Annotated in this window: 28 protein-coding genes; 4 read left to right on the top strand and 24 right to left on the bottom strand. The window is 43.6% G+C overall.

Annotation, left to right across the window (positions count from 1 at the left end; translation table 11 throughout):
• Nucleotides 1-187 precede the first annotated feature (187 nt).
• Entirely contained in the window at nucleotides 188-781 is a 594-nt protein-coding gene (locus N483_RS17920; protein WP_023401259.1) for an outer membrane beta-barrel protein, read from the top strand.
• A gap of 90 nt (nucleotides 782-871) precedes the next feature.
• On the opposite strand, the gene rplQ is transcribed toward N483_RS17920, so the two are convergent.
• From rplQ to N483_RS17810, 22 genes are all read right to left on the bottom strand, one after another.
• A complete protein-coding gene (gene rplQ, locus N483_RS17915; protein WP_010386932.1) occupies nucleotides 872-1273 on the bottom strand; it encodes a 50S ribosomal protein L17 in 402 nt (133 codons plus the stop codon).
• A gap of 38 nt (nucleotides 1274-1311) precedes the next feature.
• Nucleotides 1312-2298: a DNA-directed RNA polymerase subunit alpha gene (locus tag N483_RS17910; RefSeq protein ID WP_023401260.1), complete on the bottom strand. Its 987-nt coding sequence runs from the start codon at nucleotides 2296-2298 to the stop codon at nucleotides 1312-1314.
• A gap of 24 nt (nucleotides 2299-2322) precedes the next feature.
• Complete coding sequence (gene rpsD, locus N483_RS17905) at nucleotides 2323-2943, bottom strand: 30S ribosomal protein S4 (protein WP_023401261.1); 621 nt, start codon at nucleotides 2941-2943, stop codon at nucleotides 2323-2325.
• 22 nt (nucleotides 2944-2965) lie between these two features.
• Nucleotides 2966-3352, bottom strand: coding sequence for a 30S ribosomal protein S11 (gene rpsK / locus N483_RS17900; protein WP_010386935.1), 387 nt, complete (start codon nucleotides 3350-3352; stop codon nucleotides 2966-2968).
• Nucleotides 3353-3365: 13 nt separating this feature from the next.
• Nucleotides 3366-3722 (bottom strand): 30S ribosomal protein S13, encoded by a 357-nt coding sequence (gene rpsM, locus N483_RS17895; protein ID WP_010378282.1) that lies wholly within the window; start codon nucleotides 3720-3722, stop codon nucleotides 3366-3368.
• A gap of 129 nt (nucleotides 3723-3851) precedes the next feature.
• Nucleotides 3852-3965 carry a 50S ribosomal protein L36 gene (gene rpmJ / locus N483_RS26680; RefSeq protein WP_002959476.1) on the bottom strand — a complete coding sequence of 38 codons (114 nt, stop codon included), beginning with the start codon at nucleotides 3963-3965 and terminating at the stop codon, nucleotides 3852-3854.
• A 21-nt stretch (nucleotides 3966-3986) separates the two neighbouring features.
• Nucleotides 3987-5315, bottom strand: coding sequence for a preprotein translocase subunit SecY (gene secY / locus N483_RS17890; protein ID WP_023401262.1), 1329 nt, complete (start codon nucleotides 5313-5315; stop codon nucleotides 3987-3989).
• A gap of 11 nt (nucleotides 5316-5326) precedes the next feature.
• Nucleotides 5327-5761 carry a 50S ribosomal protein L15 gene (gene rplO, locus N483_RS17885; protein WP_023401263.1) on the bottom strand — a complete coding sequence of 145 codons (435 nt, stop codon included), beginning with the start codon at nucleotides 5759-5761 and terminating at the stop codon, nucleotides 5327-5329.
• Nucleotides 5762-5765: 4 nt separating this feature from the next.
• On the bottom strand, nucleotides 5766-5945 hold the full coding sequence (rpmD, locus tag N483_RS17880; protein WP_010378276.1) for a 50S ribosomal protein L30: 180 nt from the start codon (nucleotides 5943-5945) through the stop codon (nucleotides 5766-5768).
• Nucleotides 5946-5951: 6 nt separating this feature from the next.
• The gene (rpsE, locus tag N483_RS17875; RefSeq protein ID WP_023401264.1) at nucleotides 5952-6458 is read right to left on the bottom strand and encodes a 30S ribosomal protein S5; all 507 of its coding nucleotides are present in this window, start codon (nucleotides 6456-6458) and stop codon (nucleotides 5952-5954) included.
• Nucleotides 6459-6467: 9 nt separating this feature from the next.
• Nucleotides 6468-6818 carry a 50S ribosomal protein L18 gene (rplR, locus tag N483_RS17870; RefSeq protein ID WP_023401265.1) on the bottom strand — a complete coding sequence of 117 codons (351 nt, stop codon included), beginning with the start codon at nucleotides 6816-6818 and terminating at the stop codon, nucleotides 6468-6470.
• 9 nt (nucleotides 6819-6827) lie between these two features.
• Nucleotides 6828-7358 (bottom strand): 50S ribosomal protein L6, encoded by a 531-nt coding sequence (rplF, locus tag N483_RS17865; RefSeq protein ID WP_023401266.1) that lies wholly within the window; start codon nucleotides 7356-7358, stop codon nucleotides 6828-6830.
• A 13-nt stretch (nucleotides 7359-7371) separates the two neighbouring features.
• Nucleotides 7372-7764 carry a 30S ribosomal protein S8 gene (rpsH, locus tag N483_RS17860; protein ID WP_023401267.1) on the bottom strand — a complete coding sequence of 131 codons (393 nt, stop codon included), beginning with the start codon at nucleotides 7762-7764 and terminating at the stop codon, nucleotides 7372-7374.
• Nucleotides 7765-7784: 20 nt separating this feature from the next.
• Nucleotides 7785-8090, bottom strand: a complete 306-nt coding sequence (gene rpsN / locus N483_RS17855; protein WP_023401268.1) for a 30S ribosomal protein S14 — start codon at nucleotides 8088-8090, stop codon at nucleotides 7785-7787.
• Between the two features lie 10 nt (nucleotides 8091-8100).
• Entirely contained in the window at nucleotides 8101-8640 is a 540-nt protein-coding gene (rplE, locus tag N483_RS17850) for a 50S ribosomal protein L5 (protein ID WP_010386945.1), read from the bottom strand.
• A 15-nt stretch (nucleotides 8641-8655) separates the two neighbouring features.
• Nucleotides 8656-8970 carry a 50S ribosomal protein L24 gene (gene rplX, locus N483_RS17845; protein ID WP_023401269.1) on the bottom strand — a complete coding sequence of 105 codons (315 nt, stop codon included), beginning with the start codon at nucleotides 8968-8970 and terminating at the stop codon, nucleotides 8656-8658.
• Nucleotides 8971-8980: 10 nt separating this feature from the next.
• Nucleotides 8981-9349, bottom strand: a complete 369-nt coding sequence (rplN, locus tag N483_RS17840) for a 50S ribosomal protein L14 (protein WP_023401270.1) — start codon at nucleotides 9347-9349, stop codon at nucleotides 8981-8983.
• A 276-nt stretch (nucleotides 9350-9625) separates the two neighbouring features.
• Nucleotides 9626-10453, bottom strand: coding sequence for a polysaccharide deacetylase family protein (locus N483_RS17835; protein WP_023401271.1), 828 nt, complete (start codon nucleotides 10451-10453; stop codon nucleotides 9626-9628).
• Between the two features lie 267 nt (nucleotides 10454-10720).
• Complete coding sequence (locus tag N483_RS17830) at nucleotides 10721-11281, bottom strand: hypothetical protein (RefSeq protein WP_023401272.1); 561 nt, start codon at nucleotides 11279-11281, stop codon at nucleotides 10721-10723.
• 288 nt (nucleotides 11282-11569) lie between these two features.
• Nucleotides 11570-14233 (bottom strand): family 20 glycosylhydrolase, encoded by a 2664-nt coding sequence (locus tag N483_RS17820; RefSeq protein ID WP_023401274.1) that lies wholly within the window; start codon nucleotides 14231-14233, stop codon nucleotides 11570-11572.
• Nucleotides 14234-14890: 657 nt separating this feature from the next.
• Nucleotides 14891-15715: an ATP-binding cassette domain-containing protein gene (locus N483_RS17815; RefSeq protein ID WP_080672653.1), complete on the bottom strand. Its 825-nt coding sequence runs from the start codon at nucleotides 15713-15715 to the stop codon at nucleotides 14891-14893.
• A 411-nt stretch (nucleotides 15716-16126) separates the two neighbouring features.
• Nucleotides 16127-18079, bottom strand: coding sequence for an AsmA family protein (locus tag N483_RS17810; RefSeq protein ID WP_023401276.1), 1953 nt, complete (start codon nucleotides 18077-18079; stop codon nucleotides 16127-16129).
• Between the two features lie 444 nt (nucleotides 18080-18523).
• Here N483_RS17810 and N483_RS17805 point away from each other — a divergent pair, with 444 nt between their 5' ends.
• The gene (locus N483_RS17805) at nucleotides 18524-19690 is read left to right on the top strand and encodes a hypothetical protein (protein ID WP_023401277.1); all 1167 of its coding nucleotides are present in this window, start codon (nucleotides 18524-18526) and stop codon (nucleotides 19688-19690) included.
• 270 nt (nucleotides 19691-19960) lie between these two features.
• Nucleotides 19961-20647 carry a TorF family putative porin gene (locus N483_RS17800; RefSeq protein ID WP_023401278.1) on the top strand — a complete coding sequence of 229 codons (687 nt, stop codon included), beginning with the start codon at nucleotides 19961-19963 and terminating at the stop codon, nucleotides 20645-20647.
• A gap of 49 nt (nucleotides 20648-20696) precedes the next feature.
• Here the strand turns inward: N483_RS17800 and purT are convergent, their stop codons facing one another.
• Together purT and N483_RS17790 are read right to left on the bottom strand one after the other, a co-directional pair.
• Nucleotides 20697-21884, bottom strand: a complete 1188-nt coding sequence (gene purT, locus N483_RS17795; protein ID WP_023401279.1) for a formate-dependent phosphoribosylglycinamide formyltransferase — start codon at nucleotides 21882-21884, stop codon at nucleotides 20697-20699.
• A 102-nt stretch (nucleotides 21885-21986) separates the two neighbouring features.
• Entirely contained in the window at nucleotides 21987-22652 is a 666-nt protein-coding gene (locus N483_RS17790; protein WP_023401280.1) for a fumarylacetoacetate hydrolase family protein, read from the bottom strand.
• A 244-nt stretch (nucleotides 22653-22896) separates the two neighbouring features.
• Here N483_RS17790 and N483_RS17785 point away from each other — a divergent pair, with 244 nt between their 5' ends.
• Nucleotides 22897-23574, top strand: coding sequence for a nitroreductase family protein (locus N483_RS17785; RefSeq protein ID WP_023401281.1), 678 nt, complete (start codon nucleotides 22897-22899; stop codon nucleotides 23572-23574).
• The last annotated feature ends 2 nt before the right edge of the window (nucleotides 23575-23576 follow it).

The raw sequence follows: 23576 nt of genomic DNA, 5'->3' as shown, positions 1-23576 counted from the left end.
AATTTGGATCAAGTGTTTTTTTTAAAAAAATGATAAAAACAATAAGACTGTGCAGTATACAAACAACACGATGCTGCCATTTACAAAGTTGATCCGTATATGTACTTTTCTTTAACTCACCTATTTTAAGTTTCCATCAATTAAGTCTAAAATACGCCGATTTTTATATTATAGGAACATTGATTCAATGAAGAAATCAATCTTAGCACTTACCTTATTAACGAGCATGAACGCTTTTGCAACGGACAGCGAACAAAGCAACGTCACCTTTTCTCTTACAGCTGGTTATGTGTTTGGTGGTGATACAGTTGGAGAATTAATATATGAAGACAATGACTCGCAAAGCATTAAAGCGGGTCAAGGCTTCATTTTAGGAGCTGGCTTTTTATATGAGTTTAATTCTAAATGGTCACTAGATGTGAGCGCGAATTATCAAAGTGATACAGCTACTGCAAGTAATGGGGATTTGTCTTTCGAACGACTTGCGTTCAATGCAGTACCTTACTACAAAATTAACGACTCTTTTTCAGTAGGCTTAGGTTTAGGCATTCACACTAGTGTGGAATTAAGCAATGATTTTGGTGCTGATGTTGAATTCAGCAACGAAAGCGCTTTTATTAGCAGCGTCCGTTATCATTTTGAAACTATCCCGGCCGACTTAGAGTTTAGACATACTCGTGTTGAATATTCGGTAGACCGTATTGGCAGTTCAAACTACTCCTCGTACGATGCAACAGTTGATGGCAATAACACTGGATTATTATTCCACTGGAAATTCTAGTTAAACCTATTTCCATTTGTCCTACTAATAAGTGGGCATAGAAACAAAAAAGCCGAGCTAGTGCTCGGCTTTTTCGTGTCTTATAAAGACTTACTCTGCAGACTGCGCGTCTTCTTGAACTTCTTCAGTCGCAACTGGGCGATCTAGTAGTTCAATGTAAGCCATTGGCGCATTGTCACCTGCACGGAAGCCACACTTTAGAATACGAGTGTAACCACCTGGACGATCCGCGAAACGAGGACCGATCTCAGAGAACAATTTACCAACTACTTCTTTATCACGCGTGCGAGCAAACGCTAAACGACGGTTTGCTACACTGTCAGTCTTAGCCAGTGTGATTAAAGGCTCAATTACACGGCGCAACTCTTTCGCTTTAGGCAAAGTTGTTTTGATGATTTCGTGCTTCACCAAAGAACCAGCCATATTGCTGAACATCGCTTTGCGATGGCTGCTGTTACGGTTTAATTGACGACCACTCTTACGATGGCGCATGACCCTATCCTTCTAACTAAACTAATATAGTAATCTGATTATTCAGCTAGACTTGCAGGCGGCCAATTTTCTAAGCGCATGCCTAGAGAAAGACCACGAGAAGCTAGCACGTCTTTAATCTCTGTTAGAGATTTCTTACCAAGGTTTGGCGTCTTAAGAAGCTCAACCTCAGTACGCTGTACCAGATCACCGATATATTGAATTTGCTCGGCTTTCAGACAGTTTGCAGAACGTACTGTTAGCTCTAAATCATCAACAGGACGAAGTAGAATCGGATCAAACTCCGGCTTCTCTTCTTTTTCTTCTGGCTCAGAAACATCACGCAAGTCTACAAACGCTTCTAGCTGTTCAGCTAGGATTGTAGATGCACGACGGATCGCTTCTTCAGGATCTAGTGTGCCATTAGTTTCCATATCGATGATTAGTTTATCTAAGTCAGTACGCTGCTCAACACGGGCTGATTCAACCGAGTACGCAATACGCTCAACTGGACTGAATGAAGCATCAAGCAACAGACGACCAATTGGGCGCTCATCGTCATCAGAGGATAAACGACTTGACGCCGGAACATAACCACGACCGCGCTCAACACGGATACGCATACTGATATCGCTATTGTCAGCAGTTAGGTGACAAATAACGTGCTCAGGATTAGCAATTGTTACATCGCCGTCGTGCTGGATGTCAGCCGCAGTCACAGGGCCTACACCAGACTTAGTCAGGGTAAGGAAAACTTCATCTTTACCTTCTAAAGTAACTGCTAAGCCTTTAAGGTTTAACAGAATTTCAATGATGTCTTCTTGTACGCCTTCTTTCGCGCTGTACTCGTGTAATACACCGTCGATCTCTACTTCTGTCACTGCACAACCCGGCATAGACGAAAGAAGAATACGACGTAAAGCATTACCTAAAGTGTGACCAAAGCCACGCTCTAGAGGCTCTAAAACTACTTTAGAACGGGTTGAGTTGATAGCGTCGATATCGACTAATCTTGGTTTTAGGAATTCGGTTACAGAACCCTGCATTTTATCCTCTCTTAACTCTTAACTTTACTTCGAGTAAAGTTCGACGATTAGTTGTTCATTAATGTCCGCAGACAGATCAGAACGCTCAGGTAGGCGCTTGAAAGTACCTTCCATTTTCTTACCGTCAACTTCAATCCAAGTCGGCTTTTCGCGTTGCTCAGCCAACTCTAGAGCAGCGATGATACGCGCTTGTTTCTTAGACTTCTCACGGATTACTACTACATCTTCTGGAGTAATAACGAAAGAAGGAATGTTCACAACACGACCATTAACCATAATCGCTTTGTGGCTTACTAGCTGACGTGCTTCAGCACGTGTGCTCGCAAAACCCATGCGATATACAACATTGTCTAGACGTTGCTCTAGAAGCTGTAACAAGTTTTCACCTGTGTTACCTTTAATGCGAGCAGCTTCTTTATAGTAGTTGCGGAATTGCTTTTCAAGTACACCGTAGATACGACGAACTTTTTGCTTTTCACGTAACTGTAAACCGTAGTCAGATAGACGACCTTTACGTGCGCCGTGCTGACCAGGTGCTGTTTCTAGTTTACACTTAGAGTCAATTGCTCTTACGCCGCTTTTAAGGAACAGGTCAGTACCTTCACGACGACTCAGCTTGAGCTTAGGGCCCAAATATCTTGCCATGTTCTTTCTCCTAACCTATTAATTATACGCGACGTTTCTTCGGTGGACGACAACCATTATGTGGGATTGGCGTCACGTCAGTGATGTTTGTGATACGGAAACCAGCAGCATTCAATGCACGTACAGCAGACTCACGGCCTGGACCTGGACCCTTAATGAATACTTCTAGGTTCTTAAGACCGTACTCTTGTGCAGCAGTACCTGCGCGCTCAGCAGCAACCTGTGCAGCGAACGGAGTAGACTTACGAGAACCACGGAAACCTGAACCACCCGCAGTCGCCCAAGAAAGAGCATTACCTTGACGGTCAGTGATGGTCACAATAGTGTTGTTGAAAGAAGCATGAACGTGAGCCATACCATCAACAACTTGCTTTTTGACCTTTTTACGACGAATTGGTGCTTTTGCCATAACTTACCCCACCTTATTTCTTGATAGGCTTGCGTGGACCCTTACGAGTACGCGCGTTAGTCTTAGTACGTTGACCACGAAGTGGTAACGAACGACGGTGACGTAAGCCACGGAAACAACCAAGGTCCATAAGACGTTTGATGTTTAGTGTTACTTCACGACGAAGATCACCTTCAACAGTGTACTTGCCAACTTCTTCACGAAGGATGTCAAGAGTTTCGTCGTTTAACTCGCCGATTTTAGTAGTTTCAGCGATACCTGTCGCAGCTAAGATAGCCTTAGCGCGAGTTTTACCTACACCATAGATGCTTGTTAAACCGATAACAGCATGCTTATGGTCAGGAACGTTAATGCCTGCGATACGGGCCACTAACATATCTCCTATAAATAAACCTGATTATCATCTTGCTGGAAAGCCCGTATAGGATACCCAACCGACATTCAGGTTTTACCAATGAAACAGGCTAAGTAATTTACTTAGCCTGCACGACTAGATTTCTTAGCCTTGCCTTTGCTTGTGCTTAGGCTCACTGCAGATCACACGTACTACACCAGCACGCTTGATAACTTTACAGTTACGGCAAATTTTCTTAACGGAAGCACGTACTTTCATAACTCAACTCCGTAACAGACCCTATCGGCCGTAGCCTTTAAGGTTTGCTTTTTTCAGCACAGAATCATATTGATGAGACATCAAATGAGTCTGTACTTGTGCCATAAAGTCCATGATAACAACAACGATAATCAAAATTGATGTACCGCCGAAGTAGAATGGCGTTTGCCATGCCATGGTCATAAACTCGGGCACCAGACAGATAAAGGTAATGTACATTGCACCTGCCAATGTCAGGCGTGTCATCACTTTATCAATGTATTTAGACGTCTGCTCACCTGGGCGATAACCTGGAATAAATGCGCCAGATTTTTTCAAATTATCTGCTGTCTCACGCGGGTTAAACACCAACGCTGTGTAGAAGAAGCAGAAGAAAATAATCGCTGCGGCTAGTACCATTGCGTACAGTGGCTGACCTGGGGTCAACACAGCTGATACTGCTTGTAGTGCATCAGCAAGTGGACCTTCACCTTGGCCGAACCAGCTTGCAATTGTACCAGGGAACAGAATGATGCTGCTAGCAAATATTGGTGGAATAACCCCTGCCATGTTAACTTTCAATGGTAAATGCGTACTCTGTGCTGCAAAAACCTGACGGCCTTGCTGGCGTTTAGCATAGTTAACAACGATACGACGTTGACCACGCTCAAAGAACACTACCATATAAGTTACCGCGACAACGATAAACGCAATAAGTGCTAAGATAAAGACATTCAAATCGCCTTGGCGCGCCATTTCTGCTGTCGAACCGATTGCAGACGGCAGGTTAGCTACGATACCAACAAATATCAGTACTGAGATACCGTTACCGATACCACGCTCTGTAATTTGTTCGCCCAGCCACATCAGGAACATAGTACCAGTCACTAAACTCACAACAGCTGTGAAGTAGAAACCGAAACCAGGATTCACAACTAAGCCTTGCATCATGTTTGGCAGGTTAGTTGCGATACCGATCGACTGTATTGTAGCAAGCACGAGCGTGCCGTAACGCGTGTACTGGCTGATTTTCTTACGACCTTGCTCACCCTCTTTTTTCAGCTCTATCATCGCAGGATGTATATGCGTTAATAGCTGCATGATAATTGAGGCTGAGATATAAGGCATAATACCCAGCGCTAGTACAGATGCACGCTCAAGCGCACCACCACTGAACATGTTAAACATGGCAAAGATGGTGCCCTTTTGTTGCTCGAAGAACTCGGCAAGTACAGCGGCGTCAATCCCAGGGATAGGCACGAACGAACCTAAACGGTAAATAATGATGGCACCCAATACAAATAGTAATCGGCGCTTCAACTCCGCAAGCCCACTTTGTGCGCTTTGCATATCTTGACCTGGTTTAGCCATAATGTACTTCCTTAGTCTTCGACCTTGCCTCCGGCAGCTTCGATAGCTTCGCGAGCACCTTTAGACACTCTAATGCCTTTAACAGTAACTGCGCGTGAAACTTCGCCAGATTTAACAACTTTAACGAACTGAATGTTCTTCTTAACGATACCAGCTGCTTGTAGTGTGCTTAGTTCTACCACATCGCCTTCAACCTTCGCGATTTCGAAAAGGTTTACTTCAGCAGATACTAATGATTTGCGTGAAGTGAAGCCAAATTTTGGTAGACGGCGTTGCATAGGCATTTGACCGCCTTCAAAACCAACACGTACTTTACCGCCAGAACGCGATTTTTGACCTTTGTGACCACGACCACCAGTCTTACCTAGACCAGAGCCGATACCACGACCAACACGCTTACCAGCAGTTTTTGAACCTGCAGCAGGAGAAAGTGTATTCAATTGCATCGAATTAGCCCTCAACCTTAACCATGTAAGAAACTTGGTTGATCATACCACGTACTGCTGGCGTATCTTCTAGCTCAACAGTATGGTTGATACGACGTAAACCAAGGCCACGTAATGTAGCTTTATGCTTCGGTAAACGACCGATTGAGCTACGTACTTGTGTTACTTTAACTGTGTTTGCCATGGTTTCTTACCCCAAGATTTCATCTACGCTAAGACCACGTTTCGCAGCGATCTTCTCTGGAGAGTTCATGTTCTCTAGAGCAGAAATTGTTGCGCGAACGATGTTGATCGGGTTAGTAGAACCGTATGCTTTTGAAAGTACGTTCTGTACACCAGCAACTTCTAGTACTGCACGCATCGCACCACCGGCGATGATACCTGTACCTTCAGATGCAGGCTGCATGTACACTTTAGAACCCGCGTGGCGACCCTTGATTGGGTGCTGTAGCGTGTGACCGTTAAGGTCAACATTTACCATGTTACGACGCGCTTTTTCCATTGCTTTTTGAATAGCAGCTGGAACTTCACGTGCTTTACCGTAACCAAAACCTACTTTACCTGCGCCATCACCAACTACAGTTAGTGCAGTGAAGCTAAAGATACGACCACCTTTAACCACTTTAGACACACGGTTTACCGCGATTAGCTTTTCAGCCAAATCAGGCTGTTGTTGCTTTGCTTCTACGTTAGCCATTGTCTACTCCTAGAATTGCAGACCGGCTTCACGCGCTGCATCAGCAAGCGCCTTCACACGGCCGTGATATTTAAAGCCACTGCGGTCAAAAGCAAGTTTTTCGATGCCTTTGTCAGCCGCGCGTTCAGCAACTGCTTTACCAACTGCTTGTGCAGCTTCGATGTTGCCAGTGCCTTTAACTGTTTCAGCAATTGCTTTTTCAACAGTAGAAGCAGCAGCCAGTACAATACCCTCAACGTTTACGATTTGAGCATATATGTGACGTGGCGTGCGGTGGATAACAAGACGCGTTGTGCCTTGTTCGATAATATTTCTACGAGTGCGCTTAGCACGACGTAGACGAGCTGTTTTCTTATCCATCGTCTTACCTTACTTCTTCTTAGCCTCTTTACGACGCACATGCTCATCAGCGTAACGTACACCTTTACCTTTATAAGGCTCTGGTTCACGGTATGAGCGGATGTTAGCAGCAGTTTGACCAACAAGCTGCTTGTCTGCGCCTTTAACAACGATTTCAGTTTGGCTTGGAGCTTCGATAGTGATACCCGCTGGGATCTCGAAGTTCACTGGGTGTGAGAAGCCAAGAGTTAAGTCTAAAACTTTACCCTTAACTGCAGCACGGTAACCAACACCGACTAGTTGTAGTTTCTTTTCAAAACCTTCGTTAACGCCGATGATCATGTTATTGATCAGAGCGCGTGCAGTACCAGCTTGAGCCCAAGCATTTGCTACTTCACGAGGTGCAGTAGTGATAACGTTGTCGTTAAGAACAACTTCAACTGCGTCGTTAAGAACGCGAGTCAATTCACCATTTTTACCTTTAACTTTGATTTCCTGGCCGTTAATTGCAACTTCAACACCGGCAGGAACAGCAATAGGAGCCTTCGCAATACGAGACATAGTTCCCCTCCGATTAAGCTACAAAGCCAATGATTTCACCACCAACACCAGCGGTACGCGCAGCGCGGTCTGTCATCAGGCCTTTAGAAGTTGATACGATAGCGATACCTAGACCACCCATTACCTTAGGTAATTCGTCACGTCTCTTATAGATACGTAGACCAGGGCGGCTAACACGCTGGATGCTTTCGATAACAGCTTTGCCTTCGAAGTACTTAAGTTCGATTGTCAATTCTGCTTTTACGTCGCCTGATACTGAATAACCAGTGATGAAACCTTCGTTTTTCAGTACGTCAGCAACAGCTACTTTCAGCTTTGAAGTTGGCATCGTTACTGATACCTTCTTCGCAGACTGACCGTTACGGATGCGTGTAAACAAATCCGCGATTGGATCTTGCAAGCTCATGTCTTACTCCCGTGATTCTATTACCAAGAAGCCTTTTTAAGGCCAGGAATTTCACCGCGCATAGCTGCTTCGCGAACTTTAATACGGCTTAAGCCGAACTTGCGAAGGTAACCATGTGGGCGGCCCGTAATGTTACAACGATTACGTTGACGTGAAGGGCTAGAATCACGCGGTAAAGACTGAAGCTTTAATACCGCGTCCCAACGCTCATCATCAGATGTTTTAACATCGCTGATGATAGCTTTAAGTGCAGCACGCTTTTCTGCGTACTGTGCAACTAATTTAGCACGTTTTACGTCACGCGCTTTCATTGAATTCTTTGCCATAACCCTACCCTTACTTTTTGAATGGGAAGTTGAACGCTTCTAATAACGCACGGCCTTCATCATCTGTTTTCGCAGAAGTAGTGATTGTGATATCCATACCGCGAACGCGGTCTACTTTATCATAATCGATTTCTGGGAAGATGATTTGCTCACGTACGCCCATAGAGTAGTTACCGCGACCGTCAAAAGACTTTGCGCTAACACCGCGGAAGTCACGAATACGTGGCATCGCGATTGAGACTAAACGCTCAAGGAAATCCCACATACGCTCACCGCGTAGGGTTACTTTACAGCCAATTGGGTAACCTTCACGGATCTTAAAGCCAGCAACTGATTTGCGTGCTTTAGTCACTAGAGGTTTCTGACCAGAGATTGCTTCTAGATCTGCTACTGCATTTTCTAGAATTTTCTTGTCAGCTAGGGCTTCGCCCACACCCATGTTAAGTGTGATCTTCTCGATCTGAGGGACTTGCATGACAGAGCTGTAACCGAACTTTTCAAAAAGTTCTTTTACTACTTTGTCTTTGTACACTTCATGCAGTTTCGCCATCGTCTACTCCAACTATTAAATAGTTTTGCCAGTAGACTTGAAGAAACGGACTTTTTTACCGTCTTCAAATCTAAAACCAACACGATCTGCTTTGCCAGTTTCGGCATTGAAAATCGCTACATTTGATACGTCGACAGACGCTTCTTTCTCAACAATACCGCCAGCTTGCTGTAGTTGTGGTACAGGCTTCTGGTGTTTCTTGATGATATTTACGCCTTCAACAAATACACGACCAGTTTCAGTTACAACTGAAAGCACTTTACCGCGCTTACCTTTGTCTTTACCGGCTAGTACGATTACTTCGTCATCACGACGGATTTTTGCTGCCATGATCGACTCCTTATAGTACTTCTGGTGCTAGTGAAACGATTTTCATGAACTTGTCGTTACGTAGTTCACGCGTCACAGGGCCGAAGATACGAGTACCAATAGGCTGATGACTATCATTTAAGATAACAGCCGCATTGCTATCGAAACGGATTAAAGAGCCGTCTGGACGACGAACGCCTTTCTTAGTACGCACTACTACTGCGTTTTTAACATCACCTTTCTTCACTTTGCCGCGAGGAATAGCTTCTTTAACAGAAACTTTAATGATGTCACCAACACGCGCGTAGCGACGGTGCGAACCACCAAGGACTTTAATACACTGCACTTTGCGAGCGCCGCTGTTATCAGCAACGTCCAGCTGAGTTTGCATTTGGATCATTGTCTATGCTCCGGTGTAGTTAACATTTACCTAGAATTTGTATAAAAGCTAAGCATTTAGATTAAATTCCACTCAAAAAACGAGGCTTTCGTCTTTCAAGGGCGGGGAATTGTAACAGCAAAGTTCAGGCAAAGATAGTTCAATTTTTAATTAATTTATCAATTTGCTCTGTCTGCCTTCACCGCCCATATACATATGAGGGCGGTGAAATGGAAAACAAGTCTATAGAGTAAATTTTAAACCTTTGTTACAGTTCAAAAAACAACCTAAAAAAGTTTACTTATGCTTTTCAATGTACGTTGCTACTTCGTCTACCGTAGCGAGCCAATAACCATTTTTTGGGTCCTTTAAATACACAATGAGTGCATTGAGCGCTTCTTTATCTACCGTATACATGCCTTTTTCACCGACGTCATGACCTGCCAAAATAATCCACTTGTTGTCTTCTTTAAGCAGATTGAGCATTTCTTTTATTTCAACAAAGCTCATGCCATCCATGCGATTACCAGCAAGCTGGGCAAAGTCTGTGTAGGTGGGGTTATTACCTGTCTCATCAAGCCAAGTTCGGCCTGTTTTAAATAACTCAGCAACTAAGGGCACATAACTTTGAACCTCGATACCTCTACCAACAAATGTATTGCCACAAGGGTAAGCAAATGACTTCGGTGAGACGTTCAGCTGTTGCTTCATAAATTGAGTTGTCGACTCTATGTCTCGCCTTAACCAAGCAAGGTCTACCTGCTCCAACCCTAAGTTGTCTTTTCTAAGCCATGCAAAGTTACCAGTGCAAAGGTGAGAGCTAGTATGGTTGCCTAGCTCATGACCATTCTTCACAGCCGCTTTCCAACCCGCTAACCGCTCCTTCGCAAATTGCGGATTGATATAAAAAGTACCTTTAACACCGTGTCTATCGAGTATGGGAAGGCCAACGTCCACCTGACTACTGCGTGCATCGTCGAAGCTCAATGAAATCGCATAACGAGCACCGTTCGGATAGCTAAAGCCTGTTTGCTCAGAAGCCTTTCCTGCGTTTGCAAAACCATTATTGGATAAAGTTAATAAGGTTACCGCCACTAGTTTACTAAATGTGTTAAATGAGCCCATACCATCTCCATTTTTTCGTTTAAAGTCGCTCACCATGCAGTGTGCGTATCACACCTTTTATCCGCCATGATGAAACAATGAAGGTAATCTTATTTTCTATTTATTAATTACAAACCTCTGATTTAATGGCTTTTATAGATTTAAGAATCAATAAAAGCAGCACTATCTCACAACCCAATACTCTGCTTTAAGCTTGCTTTCTACTTCTCTGATCCCTGTCTAAACAAGTGGGTCAGACTATCTAGCCAATTCACCTGTCTGTTTTGGTTACTCGCTTTTTCTGGTTGAAACTTGAAAGCCAAGCTTTTTACTGCTTGCTTGGTGTTTAGCTAAAAAGAACTCTTTTGTACAACACAATCCCTTACCCAGCGGGCAATAATCGTCCTCAGCAGTATCAAGAGATAGCACAGCAGCGTCCAAAAGCTTCTCTCTTAAATAGGTAATCTGGGAGCGTATCCATGCTTTTGATACCCAAGTATTAAGCACCGGCCAAATAACCACATAATCACAATTAACTGCCAACGCAAGCCGCTCTGAAGTACGTTCAGCCAAGCTGAGTGTCAATCTAGTTGGCAACAGGCGTACATCAAACGTAGTTTTTTGATATGCTTCGATGCATAGCTCAGGAGAATGGCATATCACTAACTCAACAGGCTTAAGGGACTGCATTTCTAATACTCTTAGCACGCTGTGCAGCTCAGCCATATTTTTTATCGCACACACACAGGTTACTTCAATGACACCTGCAGACCTTGACACACTTTTATCTAACCCTCTGGGTTGATGCGTAAAGAGGTCGTCTTGTGAATATAGTGCATCCAACTTCATCTCAGAACACCTTGGCTAAGCGCTGTTTGCAAATACTCAAGCTAGAATCCAAATCAAAAGGCACAATAACAGTGTACTTTCGATCATAATATTCAAGTGGGGTCGTCAACTGTTGCAGTAAGTCAAGATGCCGCCAGTTGGAGAAGTCAAAGCTAGCTTGACTTATCCAACCTGCATTTAATAAATGTATATTTACACCTAAAACTTGGCGGCAATTCATTATCGTCTACTCACACAAATCTCTATGGCTATAACGTAAAGCAAGTGTGTTTGTTACTTCTCACTTTTTTAAAGGCGAGCTTTCCCTGTTAAATCGGCCAACTCGATTCTACCTGGTCGTCTTCTATCAGGGGAGAGCGCTCTCAATTCCACTTCAGCATCCGACGTTAATTGCAATGGCTCAACATACTCCTGCCACTTGCCGCTATTCAAACGATACTGAATAGGTAGCCCAGGAATAATCGTTGAAGCATGTAGCCTACTGTCGATCACTTTGCTGACAACATTTGGAATACGATAAAACACCCCTAGTCGGTCAAATTTCTCCAACTCTTTGTGTCCGACGGCATGAATGAAGTCTTGCCACTGCAGATCCCTTTGCTTGCGCATTTGCGCAGTTAGGAAACCAGTCGTGTGGTCATACTTCTCACCTGCGTAATTGTAAGGCACTTCCCACGCGGCTCTGTGCCATGCTTTCTCTGCCAATGCCAACAAGCGGGGAAACAACATGTACTCCGCTAAATGGTCTTTGCGGATAACTTCCGACCAAAGATGCCCTTGAATGCCAGTTACTCTAAAACCTTCAGGGAGTGGTTGATGTGTAAACTTGCCATGCTTGTCAACTTGTGTACGATCATCCGCAACGTAGTGCCTACCAATGGTGTCTTTTTTAACTTCCGCATTAGCAGGTAGATTATCTGGCATAAATTCAAAAATTGTTTGGCTGTTAGTCCTTCTTGCTCCCCACTTATAGCCGCTTTCTTTCGGATCTAATTCATATGGAAAATCTAAATAGGTCACATCGGGTGTTGCCAATATAATGTCCCAACCGCGTCTGGCGTGTGCACTCACTACCTTGTGCGCATTTTGTGGCAGCGTCGCCCATACATACGAGGCCACCTTATGTGGCATTTTGTCTTGTCTAGTTTCTGATAGACCATCATTCCACCCCGCCACTTCAATACCTTGTGCAGCAATCATTGCGGCAACACGTTCAATGAAATAGCCAGTAAGCTCTTCCACCTCATGTACATCGTTAGATTTATCCGCAATGAACTGCTTACAGGCTGGAGATTCAACCCATGCACCAGCCGTTTCATCTGCGCCAATATGGTAGATATTGAGGGGAGATCCCGCTTTTTTGTGCTGGTTCGCTACTTCTGTAATCACCTTATCAACAAATGCATAGGTTGACTCCATACACACATTTAACGTGTTGTCATTGTAATGCTGTATGGAGCGATACTCTGTAACGTCCTGTGGATCACTCACTAAATACTGGCGAGCGGCATCATGTTTGCCCTCTTTCGTCAGCGTATAAAAGCGTTTCTCCATCGCCTTTACCGCTGCACGCGAATGACCAGGCATATCCAAAGAAGGAATGATTTCGATGTGATGTTGCTTGGCAAAATTTAAAATCTCTTGGTAATCAGCAACAGAATAGTAACCATCTCTTCCTGTATTTATGGCCGAGCCCAATTGTGGCTGCAAACAGTGTTTATCATCTAAATCAATGCATCTATTTGATGATAGCGCTGTCAATTCAGGTAGATCAGGAATTTCTATGCGCCAACCCTCATCATCAGCCAAATGAAAGTGCAATTTATTGAGTTTGTATGCTGACATTTTACTGAGTAACCTCAATACAAACTCTTTTGAACGAAAGTTACGTGCGACATCCAAGTGCAAACCACGATAACCATACCGGGGTTTATCCTCAACCTTTACTGCTGCGACTTGCATTGTATCCAGCGATAAAAGACTTGCAACAGACTGTAACCCATAAAATGCGCCCGCACTGTCCTGAGCGTTAATTTGTATTTTGCCTTTTCGGGTACTCAGCTGGTAAGCACCGGCATGGCCTTGTGGCTTTCCGCTTACCGTGATAGACACGGCAATACCATTGTGAGTTTGTTTTACACCTAATGAATCTAACCGCTGTAAAGCTGCTGCAATATCGCCATATTCCAGTCCGGTTAAATGCAACTTAATCCCTTTACTCAAACTAAGCGGCGTATCTCTTTTAAACACTTCTATAGCTTCTGGGGTAGGAACGATAGCGTGCTGTACAGAATCAAGCGCATAACCCTTAACATCATATTTATCAAACAGGGCGGCGGATGTATATTTTGCATAATGGTCATCTGGGTGAGATTGCATAACACTGTTCTTTGCACTAACAGCCGCATATGGCTTTATCTCTAAACCCGTATCTGACTCAATGTACGATTGCGTGCTTTTGATGACTTTTGGCAGCAACCCTTGCGCAGTTAGAATATAGTTGGGCATCAACTCACCTTCATTCAATAGTGAGCTGGCAACCCAAAATTCAATCACTTGACTCTTACCTGCTTTGAACCCTGTGAAGTTACTACTGGGTGCAATATGATTAAGGTCACCATTAAAATGGCTTAGGGTCAGTTGCTTACTTTCACTGTGGGTTGCAGGATAGACTTGGCTGTACAGAATTTTCCAGCCATTCACATTCGCTGTAACGGGGCTCGTTATCTCAATTTGCGCGTGGTAGCAAAATTCGGCATTTGACCTGGGGCATTGCTCCGGCATGTTACTCAATAGACGATATTTCACATCTAGCGTATCGGCAAGTTGGTTAAGCTGTTGTTGATTAATGTTCTCTAGGCCTGTATTAGCCCACACAGGGCTAACCATTACCATGGTTGGCAGTAGCACAGCCAAAATACGATCCGTTAATGCTCTTTTATTTACATGCATATATCCGATCCTGCTTCTTCATTTATCATTAAAACATCTAATTGGTTAAAAATTAGCTAAAACAACTCAATCTAGAGCTTTTATGAAGCTGTTTCAATTTCGAAACATTCATAGTACAAGGAATAATTTAGTAAATGACAACAGCAAAAAATGCTCGACGCTATGGGCACTATATAGCCAGTTTGAAAAAGCGGATGGGTGTATATGATTCAACACAATGGCACTTACGACAGCGGTACAATCAGTACACTGGGTAAAAAATACATACTAGTGCCTATATTACTACATTCGTTCACGTCAAAGATTTCAACTCACGAGTAAAAGATATGTCTGAAAAAATTGGTTTGCGCCGCGCTTTTTGAACCTTAAACTCTCTCAGCAAGTATCATAGGGGGCCAAGTAAATTACTAAGATGTAAACCGTTTAAAAAGACACCGTTTTATTAATGAAAATTCAGAAATTCTCAGCAAGATAATTTAAAACTCACGCTCAACTCGTGTGGTAGCCAAAAAGCCACGCCAGTAGCGTGGTGGAGACTAAAATCTGTTTTTTTTAAATAGGAGTCTGTCGTATATTGCAGATGATTTAATGTATAAAGCATCACTGTCAACATGACTTTTATTCATTTTATACACCTGCTTTCGCTAGGAATTTAGCTCAAGCGACTTCAATGGCATGTTCTAACACCTGTTTTGCCAGCTCAATATCATTGTCGTATATCAATCGTCCATCTTTGATCACCAGTACCCTTTCACACAATGTCGAGATATCATCCACAGTGTCACTTGATACCAATACAGTTAATTTATCTTCTTTAGCCAACTGCTTTAGACAACGCATGACTTCACGTTGAGATAAATAATCGAGCCCCAAAGTGAGTTCATCCAAAAATAGCAGATCCGGACCATGTAATAGCGCTGCAATTAATTCCATTTTCAAGCGCTCAGCCCCAGACAGGCGACGCACCTGAATATCAAGCAAGTGTGAAACTCGAAAAAACTCAGTCAAATAGGACAACCTCTGCCGATATATGGGTAATGGGATCTCATAAATACACTGACACAGATTGAAACTATCGATAGCAGGTAAATCAGGCCAAAGTTGGTAACTTTGACCAGTTAAAAAAGAACAGCGCTTTTTGAAAGTAGCGGTTTGCGCACAGGGCGTACTACCGAATATTTTTATATGACCGCGTGTTGGATGTAAGATACCTGACAGCATCTTCATGGTCGTGGTTTTCCCAGCCCCATTCTCGCCAACAACAGCGACCACCTGTCCACGTTCAATGTCAAACGACATATCTTTTATCGCTTCTTTGTATTCAACTTCTCGATGGAATAGCTGTTTCAGTGAGGCAGAAAAACCCTGTGGCTTTTTAAAGTACTGGTAGGTTTTACTGACGCACTCAACTTGTATGACTTTCATCACACAACCTCCAGCGATATCGCCGTTGAGGTATTCAGTGCATATTTTCGATTGCATGGTAAACCAATTAAATCTAACAAGTCAGGGCCCGTGAACATGGTCTTTAAAGTTATTTGAGTTGAGAATATGAGTAATAGAATTAAACGACCAGTGTGTATTTTTCAATCAAAAATATCACATGTACATAGCACTATTTACAATTACTGGATGAGAAAAAGTTTTATGTGCTAAATAATAGATACTTAAATATATGGCCACCCTAAACATATGCAAAATAGGGAATAATAAATTTATACTAAAGGATGGTTTACAATATGAAAAAGAGAGTTTGAGGAGTAAATAACCCGAATTGTAAAGTGCCGAATCCTTCACAACATGCAAAAAATCGACTCTTCAAGTCTCGGGCTCACAGTGCAAGGGGGTGGGTGCATATTGTGGACTTGCTACACTATATGCACCTGAAACCGCTTAGCCTCCGAATAAACCTTTAAACTTATCTTTGAGTTTGTCTTTAATGGTATCTTTTGCCTTGTCTTTGGCAGCACTGCTGAAATCTAGGCTGGTCTCGACTTGATGAAATGGGCCTTTAATTCTAGCTGGTATCTTAAAGCCCGTGCTTTTATCTCGGCTACTTTGCCCCTCTATAGTATCGACAATTCCAGTTACTAAACGGTAGTCCACAAAGGTTTTTGGTAGATCGACCACACCCGACCCAGTGATACGAATAAGTGGACTTGCCAGTAGGAGGTCTCTGTTTGTACCAATCCCTTTTGCAAACGTAAAGCTGCCCGTCAAAGCAGAGAAGTCCGTTTTTTGTTGTGGATCAAAATCTGCATTGATCCCTTCTGATAAACCAGAAAAATTACCTTTAAGCATTTCTTGGCCTTTGCGCACCATCTCCGCCAAGTTAGCACCTTTTACACCCCCATCCTTAAACTCAAAAGCCAATTTTCCTGCTAACTGAGAGATAAATTGCTTTTGACTGACACCAAGCGTACTTAATTGCCAATTGAGACTGCCTTTACCCAGTACTTTGTCAAAACCAATCGCATCGGTTAGTAATGGTTCTGCGTTAATCCCATTAAGTGCAAAGTCTGTATCGATTTGATACGGAGTCGCTGCTGCATTTACCTCCACTTTGCCTTTTCCTGTTCCGTTATAAGCATTGAAACTATCCAGTGATAACACAGCCTGACCCTTATCCAGTTTCACTGACAATTGGTTCTTTCCAAGTGTGATTTTGCGTGCTTGGAGGCCTGTAGATCGTACTACAATATCCGCATCTAACATGTTCAGCGCCGACAAGTCTATCTTAGTGTCATCCCACACAATCGGTGTTGCGGCGACCTCTTCTTCTGGCTTTGTAGGTTGTGTTGTGTTCACAGGATCAGGTAGATAAGGATTTAAATTCAACATTCCTAAATCCACATTGGCCGCAACAGACAAACGCTCACCAAGGTTGACTTGCGCATTACCTTTGATAGCCAATTCATCTAATTTTGCGCTAAAGCTTTCCAAGCTAAATACATTATTGGAAAATGTCATCGCCCCGGTAACTTCAAACTGATTAAACGCATTGTCTTTGGCGTCTAATACAACATTTTGCCATTTCGTCAATGACTTCACTGAGCTACCCGAAACAGCCAATTCACCCTCAAAGACACTCCCCTGTTTTAAAACGCCACCATTGAAATCTACATTCACTAAATCGTTGCGTAACTGTTTGGTAAATTTAAAATCTTCACTTTGAATAGCTTTAGCAGGGGTATCAACATTGAGCGCTAAATCAAAACGCTGTTTTTGAAATGTTACTTGCCCTTCGATCATAAGCGGTTGGTATAGAGAAGGGAGTACGACACTCAAGGCTAAATCGGTGAGCTGTTCATTGGTGCCCGCCTGAGCGTCGGCATACGTGATAGTACCGCCATAAATTGCGACCTCGCCTAAAGCAATATCGAATCCACTTGGCAATGTAACCGGACCAGATTGAGCCTCAGTCGCAGTCGCTTCGGGCGTTTGAGATTGTGCCACCGGATCAAATAGCTGCCAATTTGGGCGCCCCTGTGCATCGATCTCCAATAATATCTGGGGGTTTTGAATTACAAAGCGTTCCAGTTGAAACTCACCTGATAGTAAAGAAAACCAAGGAACATGAACTGCAAGCTGGTCCATTTTAAGCATATGTGGCGCACTACCCGAGGGCATGTTGTCAAACGCCACTTGATTTAGCGTAATGTTCAGCTCGGGTAATATAGATAGCTCACTGTCGCCTGAAATGGTTAATTTCCGCCCTGTGGTTTTTTCAACTTGCGACGTGATCTGAGACACTATCGTTTCTGTTGGAATTAACATGGGCGCTAATATGATCAACGCTATCGTCAATACTATGAGACCCACTACACCTTTTAAAATCGCCTTCATCGATCATCCTTACACAGAAATAATTTTCTATTCACTATCATAGCGAGGCTGATAAAAAACCACAAAAGAAGCGCATAGGCGAATGGGGAAAAAATGACAAAAAAGTTTTACAAAACGACCCAAAGTTCTCTTGCCACATATTCTAAACCTTTATAACCAATTGCTTTAATTAGTTAAAAAAAATCCGTTCTCACCCAAACTATTAGCTAATTACACTTAATTTAAAGTTCACAAATAGCATTATATTGCACGACAATCATCGAGAAGAAACCCGCAAAACGAAGCGCATAAAAAAGGCGGAATAAGGTTCGCTGAAAAAAAGACCACAAACCGCGTTGCAACTGCGCTAGAACTCGGTATGATCCTCGCCCTTGCCAGTTTATCGATACGTTCGCTAAACTGAGTAGTCTAGATTTTAACCTAACCTTGGAGTATCCACGCAGCATGAAAAAGTTGCTCATTTCACCGTCAAATATGGCTTTGGGCGAACAAGAAAGTCAGATTTACCAAAACATCTTAAAACAATCTACTGAGATCAGCTTAAACCTGATGGCGGTTAAAGTAGAAAATCACCCAGAAGACTTTCTGGGCTGGTGTTATGAGTTACTCGACGTGGCTAAAAACCGCATTAATTTTGATCTGCTGGACGACCACCAGCTTCCAACTGTAAAAAAACTCCAAGATATGCTGATCTCAGCAATCAGCTTCCTGCAAGTCAAAACGTTGCGGATCGCGCCTTGGCCAGTGGTGAGTGACTTCATTGCCCAGCGCAGTGATGTGTTGGTGCTTGATGAGCAGTTAAAGCTCATGGATTACATTGCAACACTACGTGATGACAAATTACAAGACATGATCGTTGAAGATCGCTTAGCTTTTGCAGGTAAACACACAGCGAAACACGATACCAGTGTATATCAATTTGATGTTGAGTGGTTTGCATCAACAAAAAGTGCAAAAGGCTTTCATCAGCAATTTGCCGATTTGCCTGGCGCTTTTGACGAAGCACTAGCTCATATCCCATTAGAAGGTCCAGTCACACTTGAAAACTATCAAGGGTTTACAATCGCATTTCTAAGTGCCTTTAATGGCAGCGATGAAAAGCCAACCCTTGCCCCTGCGACACGCCTACTCGCCATGCGTCGCCCTGATGTGTTTACACCGATCACCAACAATCGCCTCGACGCACTGTGCCAAGCTTTGGGCGTCACACGTTTAAACAATCGTGATTTCGAGCGCTATTGGCAAGATATCGTGCAAGCAATCGCTAAAATGCCTTGGTTTGCGATGGCCAGTGGTACCAATGAACTCGAGTCGAAGCTTGCAGAGGTGAAAGCACTACTGCCAATCTTCTTCTATTATGCTGATGAAGATACAAAAACGTCTTCTAACTACTATAAATTACTGCACAAACCCAAGCGCACCACAACTTCATCTGGTAGCAAATCTGTGCGCCGCAGCAAAGAGTCTGCCGCAACATTAGTTGACAGAGCACTCAGTGATGAGTCAATGCCTGAGCATATTCGCTCTAAACGCGACTCTATCATCGCTGAGGTAGAAAAAGGTAGAAGTGTAGATGAAACTATCCAGCTAATGCGTACCATATTTGGCTAATACAGGGGACATAGCCTGCATAATAACAGTGCAGGCTATGCTATTGCGCACCAAGGATGTGCACACGACATAACCTTTCCTACCACCAGCGCCATCAGAGCTTTGGTTTATCACCATTAATTTCAACTACCTAATAAACATTCACTCAGTCGTATTTAGGTTGGCGCAGAGCTTGCGATGCTTTGTTCACCATTGAATACAGGATTAAACAATTCTCTCAATGGTACTCGTATTAGAAAATGATTTATTCTGTGCCATATAGGAACCATTATGACAAACAAAGCTTCTTTCTTATTGGGTGCGTGCTTAGTGTTACTTTCTAGCAACGCCCTAGCTGCCAGTGGCCATACCGTTTCAGCCAATGCTGCTGCTAGCTCAAATTATTTTTGGCGTGGGATCACGCAATCTGATGATGGCGCGGCTGTTTCTGGTGGCCTCGATTACAGCAATGACTCCGGCTTTTACCTTGGAACTTGGGCATCTAATGTAGACTTTGGTGAGACTTCCAGCACCAGCTACGAGCTCGATTTTTACTTGGGATTTAGCGGAGAGATCAAAGCGCTAAGTTATGATATTGGCTATATTCACTATGCTTACCCAGATGCTGCGGGCGATATTGACTTTGGTGAGGTTTATACTTCACTCGGCTGGCGTAATCTCACTTTTAAAGCCAGTTATTTAACCCATGCCCAGTCAGGTAGCAGCACCGAAGAAGATATGCTTTATCTTGAACTCAATGCCACATTTCCGGTATTCAAAAGCGCTGAGCTTGGATTGCATATCGGCAACTCACGGGGAGATACGGTCATGGAATGGACAGGAGAAGACGACAGCTATATGGATTATGGAGTCAACCTGAGTAAAGATGGTTACACATTTGGCCTAGTCAAAACTGACCTCGACGCCGATGACGATCTTAAAGTTTATGTAAGTTACGCTGTCGACTTCGATTTGTAAATTGATTTTTGCTGCAACTCAAAGGGCCAAACGGCCCTTTTTTGAGTACTTATAAAGTATATTCCACCGCCGCGCTGACTCTTTTGGCTTTTTCAACGGCCTGTTCAATGTGGGTATCCCTTGCTAATGCAACGCCCATACGCCTAACTCCCTGAACCTCAGGCTTACCAAAAAGCCGTAAGTCGGTGTTTGGCTCTGCCAACGCTTGAATTAAATTGCCAAACTGCAATTGTTTAGATTCACCTTCTACCAAAATGACACTGGACGCTGACGGACCGTGAAAGTGAATATTCGGGATAGGAAGTCCCAAGACTGCCCGTGCATGCAGGGCAAACTCACTCAAATCCTGTGATATTAACGTGACCATGCCGGTATCATGGGGCCGTGGCGAAACCTCACTGAAATACACATCATCTCCTTTGATAAACAGTTCAACACCAAATAACCCCCGACCACCGAGCGCTTCTGTGATTTTGCACGCAATTTCTTTGCTGCGCGCAAGCGCAACTTCGCTCATTGCCTGAGGTTGCCAACTCTGTTGATAATCGCCACCTGCTTGCACATGACCTATTGGCGCACAAAAGCTGGTCCCCTGAATATGGCGGATCGTCAACAGTGTGATTTCATAATCAAAATCAACAAACCCTTCAACAATAACGCGTCCTTGACCGGCTCTGCCGCCTTGTTGTGCGTATGTCCATGCCGCGTCAATATCGGCATCAGTTTTCACCACGCTCTGCCCTTTCCCAGATGAACTCATGATCGGTTTCACGACACATGGCATACCAATTTGGTGAATAGCAGCTGTAAAATCAGCTAAATTATCAACAAACTGATATGGGGATGTCGCCAAGCCAAGCTCCTCAGCTGCAAGTCGACGGATCCCTTCTCGGTTCATGGTCAATTGCGTTGCTTTAGCAGTGGGTACCACCGTAAACCCTTCACCTTCGAGCTCAACTAAGGTATCCGTTGCTATCGCTTCTATTTCAGGCACTATGTAGTCTGGCTGCTCTGCACGGATGATTGCTGCCAACTTATCACCATCAAGCATCGACAAGGTGTAACTCCTGTCCGCGACTTGCATCGCTGGCGCATTGTCATAGCGATCTAAGACAATGACTTCGGCACCGAGCCGCTTAAACTCAATCACCGTTTCTTTGCCAAGCTCCCCGCCGCCGCAAAACAATACTTTACACGCAGTGCTACTAAAAGGGGTTCCTAATGACTTAGTTTTCATACGTTTTCCTGATATCCGTAAATTCACCTCAATAGCCTAAGCTCAGGCTGCGTATCGAGTCCAGCAAATTATCTTCCATGCGGTAAAAACGGCGAAATGAAGTTAAATGCGTTTTTGCACCTGGCTACACAACCGCACCCCATCTCCTAATTGCAACGCCAGTGTATCTGTAACATTGAGCTCCCCCACACCTTGCGGTGTGCCAGTCATCACGATATCTCCTGGCTGTAATGTGAAGTAGCGACAGATCTCTTGTAACAGCAGGGGCAACTTAAAAATCATGTTGTCAGTCTCCCCTAATTGTTTCAGTTGGTCGTTTTGCCAAAATTGAAATTGCCATGGCAATTTCAGTTCATCTTCAGTGACTGGCATAAATGGAGTTAAACTGGCGCTGCCATCAAATGCTTTTGCACGCTCCCAAGGGTGACCCTGACGCTTTAACTGCGATTGCAGATCTCGCAAAGTTAAGTCTAAACCCAGCCCAATTCCAGCAATATGTGTGAGCGGATCTGTGCTGTTAACATCTAATGTCTTACCAACCAATAAGACAAGTTCAGCTTCATAGTGGTGCTTACCAAGCTGCTCGTTTATCGTAAATGCTGGGGTAAAGTCGCAAAATGCACTGGCTGGCTTGATAAATAATAGAGGAGATTCAGGTACAGGATTATTGAGTTCTTTTGCATGCGCAACATAGTTACGCCCTATACATACCGCTTTTCCTACTGGAAGTTGTACAGTCTCTCCAGAAACCCATTTGTGTTGATACATGGCTTTTATCCTTCACTATCAAATACATCACGCATAATTGTACCTAAGCATATGAGTAAATCAGAGCTTGCTGTTATTATAGCCAGTATACACACACGTTATTATGCTCACCTCACTGAACAGGTAGTAAACATATTTTGCCACTGTTATGGAAACTTTATGTTAACCATGGTACACAACAAGTTGAAACCTTTATAATCACAAGTTATAAAAAGCTCACAGCAAGTAACTAGGAACCACAAGCATGAAAGCCCATGACAATATCCCATTGACTGATTTTGTTGAGTATCCTCTACAAGAAATGCAACAAAGAGCAGACGACAACTTCGAGTTAATGCAGCGCAGACATACCATTCGTAGTTTTAGTGACCGCCCTGTGCCAAAAGAAATCATTGAAACCTGTATCAAAACAGCTGGACTTGCGCCAAGTGGGGCCAACCACCAACCGTGGCACTTTGTAGCAATTCACAGCAGTGATGTGAAAAAACAAATCCGTGAAGCTGCGGAGCAACTAGAGCGCTCATTCTATGAAGGCCGCGCTGGCGATGAGTGGTTAGACGCATTGAAGCCTCTTGGCACTGACGCGCAAAAACCTTATTTAGAGCACGCCCCTTGGCTTATTGCGATTTTCACGCAAAAAAAAGGCGGGATCCACGCGGATGACAAAAACACCAATTACTATGTACATGAGTCAGTTGGAATTGCCACGGGCTTTTTGATCCAAGCTTTGCACAATGCAGGCCTCGCCACTTTGACACACACGCCAAAACCAATGAGCTTTTTAACTGAAATTTGTCAACGTGACAAAGATAATGAGCGCCCGTACATGCTACTGATAGCCGGTTACCCTGCCGATGATGCCACAGTACCAGAGCATGCACTGGTTAAAAAGTCACTGGATGAGATCGCTTCATTCATTTAATA

The organism is Pseudoalteromonas luteoviolacea NCIMB 1944, assembly GCF_001625565.1.
GTDB classification, from domain to species: Bacteria; Pseudomonadota; Gammaproteobacteria; order Enterobacterales; family Alteromonadaceae; genus Pseudoalteromonas; species Pseudoalteromonas luteoviolacea_F.
The sequence above is the reverse complement of the archived record's forward strand: the minus strand, read 5'-3'. Positions and strand labels throughout refer to the sequence as shown.

Coding starts and splice junctions, on each gene's coding strand:
- N483_RS17920 (WP_023401259.1), top strand. CDS start 188: ATGAAGAAATCAATCTTAGCACTTACCTTATTAACGAGCATGAACGCT.
- rplQ (WP_010386932.1), bottom strand. CDS start 1,273: ATGCGCCATCGTAAGAGTGGTCGTCAATTAAACCGTAACAGCAGCCAT.
- N483_RS17910 (WP_023401260.1), bottom strand. CDS start 2,298: ATGCAGGGTTCTGTAACCGAATTCCTAAAACCAAGATTAGTCGATATC.
- rpsD (WP_023401261.1), bottom strand. CDS start 2,943: ATGGCAAGATATTTGGGCCCTAAGCTCAAGCTGAGTCGTCGTGAAGGT.
- rpsK (WP_010386935.1), bottom strand. CDS start 3,352: ATGGCAAAAGCACCAATTCGTCGTAAAAAGGTCAAAAAGCAAGTTGTT.
- rpmJ (WP_002959476.1), bottom strand. CDS start 3,965: ATGAAAGTACGTGCTTCCGTTAAGAAAATTTGCCGTAACTGTAAAGTT.
- secY (WP_023401262.1), bottom strand. CDS start 5,315: ATGGCTAAACCAGGTCAAGATATGCAAAGCGCACAAAGTGGGCTTGCG.
- rplO (WP_023401263.1), bottom strand. CDS start 5,761: ATGCAATTGAATACACTTTCTCCTGCTGCAGGTTCAAAAACTGCTGGT.
- rpmD (WP_010378276.1), bottom strand. CDS start 5,945: ATGGCAAACACAGTTAAAGTAACACAAGTACGTAGCTCAATCGGTCGT.
- rpsE (WP_023401264.1), bottom strand. CDS start 6,458: ATGGCTAACGTAGAAGCAAAGCAACAACAGCCTGATTTGGCTGAAAAG.
- rplR (WP_023401265.1), bottom strand. CDS start 6,818: ATGGATAAGAAAACAGCTCGTCTACGTCGTGCTAAGCGCACTCGTAGA.
- rplF (WP_023401266.1), bottom strand. CDS start 7,358: ATGTCTCGTATTGCGAAGGCTCCTATTGCTGTTCCTGCCGGTGTTGAA.
- rpsH (WP_023401267.1), bottom strand. CDS start 7,764: ATGAGCTTGCAAGATCCAATCGCGGATTTGTTTACACGCATCCGTAAC.
- rpsN (WP_023401268.1), bottom strand. CDS start 8,090: ATGGCAAAGAATTCAATGAAAGCGCGTGACGTAAAACGTGCTAAATTA.
- rplE (WP_010386945.1), bottom strand. CDS start 8,640: ATGGCGAAACTGCATGAAGTGTACAAAGACAAAGTAGTAAAAGAACTT.
- rplX (WP_023401269.1), bottom strand. CDS start 8,970: ATGGCAGCAAAAATCCGTCGTGATGACGAAGTAATCGTACTAGCCGGT.
- rplN (WP_023401270.1), bottom strand. CDS start 9,349: ATGATCCAAATGCAAACTCAGCTGGACGTTGCTGATAACAGCGGCGCT.
- N483_RS17835 (WP_023401271.1), bottom strand. CDS start 10,453: ATGGGCTCATTTAACACATTTAGTAAACTAGTGGCGGTAACCTTATTA.
- N483_RS17830 (WP_023401272.1), bottom strand. CDS start 11,281: ATGAAGTTGGATGCACTATATTCACAAGACGACCTCTTTACGCATCAA.
- N483_RS17820 (WP_023401274.1), bottom strand. CDS start 14,233: ATGCATGTAAATAAAAGAGCATTAACGGATCGTATTTTGGCTGTGCTA.
- N483_RS17815 (WP_080672653.1), bottom strand. CDS start 15,715: ATGCAATCGAAAATATGCACTGAATACCTCAACGGCGATATCGCTGGA.
- N483_RS17810 (WP_023401276.1), bottom strand. CDS start 18,079: ATGAAGGCGATTTTAAAAGGTGTAGTGGGTCTCATAGTATTGACGATA.
- N483_RS17805 (WP_023401277.1), top strand. CDS start 18,524: ATGAAAAAGTTGCTCATTTCACCGTCAAATATGGCTTTGGGCGAACAA.
- N483_RS17800 (WP_023401278.1), top strand. CDS start 19,961: ATGACAAACAAAGCTTCTTTCTTATTGGGTGCGTGCTTAGTGTTACTT.
- purT (WP_023401279.1), bottom strand. CDS start 21,884: ATGAAAACTAAGTCATTAGGAACCCCTTTTAGTAGCACTGCGTGTAAA.
- N483_RS17790 (WP_023401280.1), bottom strand. CDS start 22,652: ATGTATCAACACAAATGGGTTTCTGGAGAGACTGTACAACTTCCAGTA.
- N483_RS17785 (WP_023401281.1), top strand. CDS start 22,897: ATGAAAGCCCATGACAATATCCCATTGACTGATTTTGTTGAGTATCCT.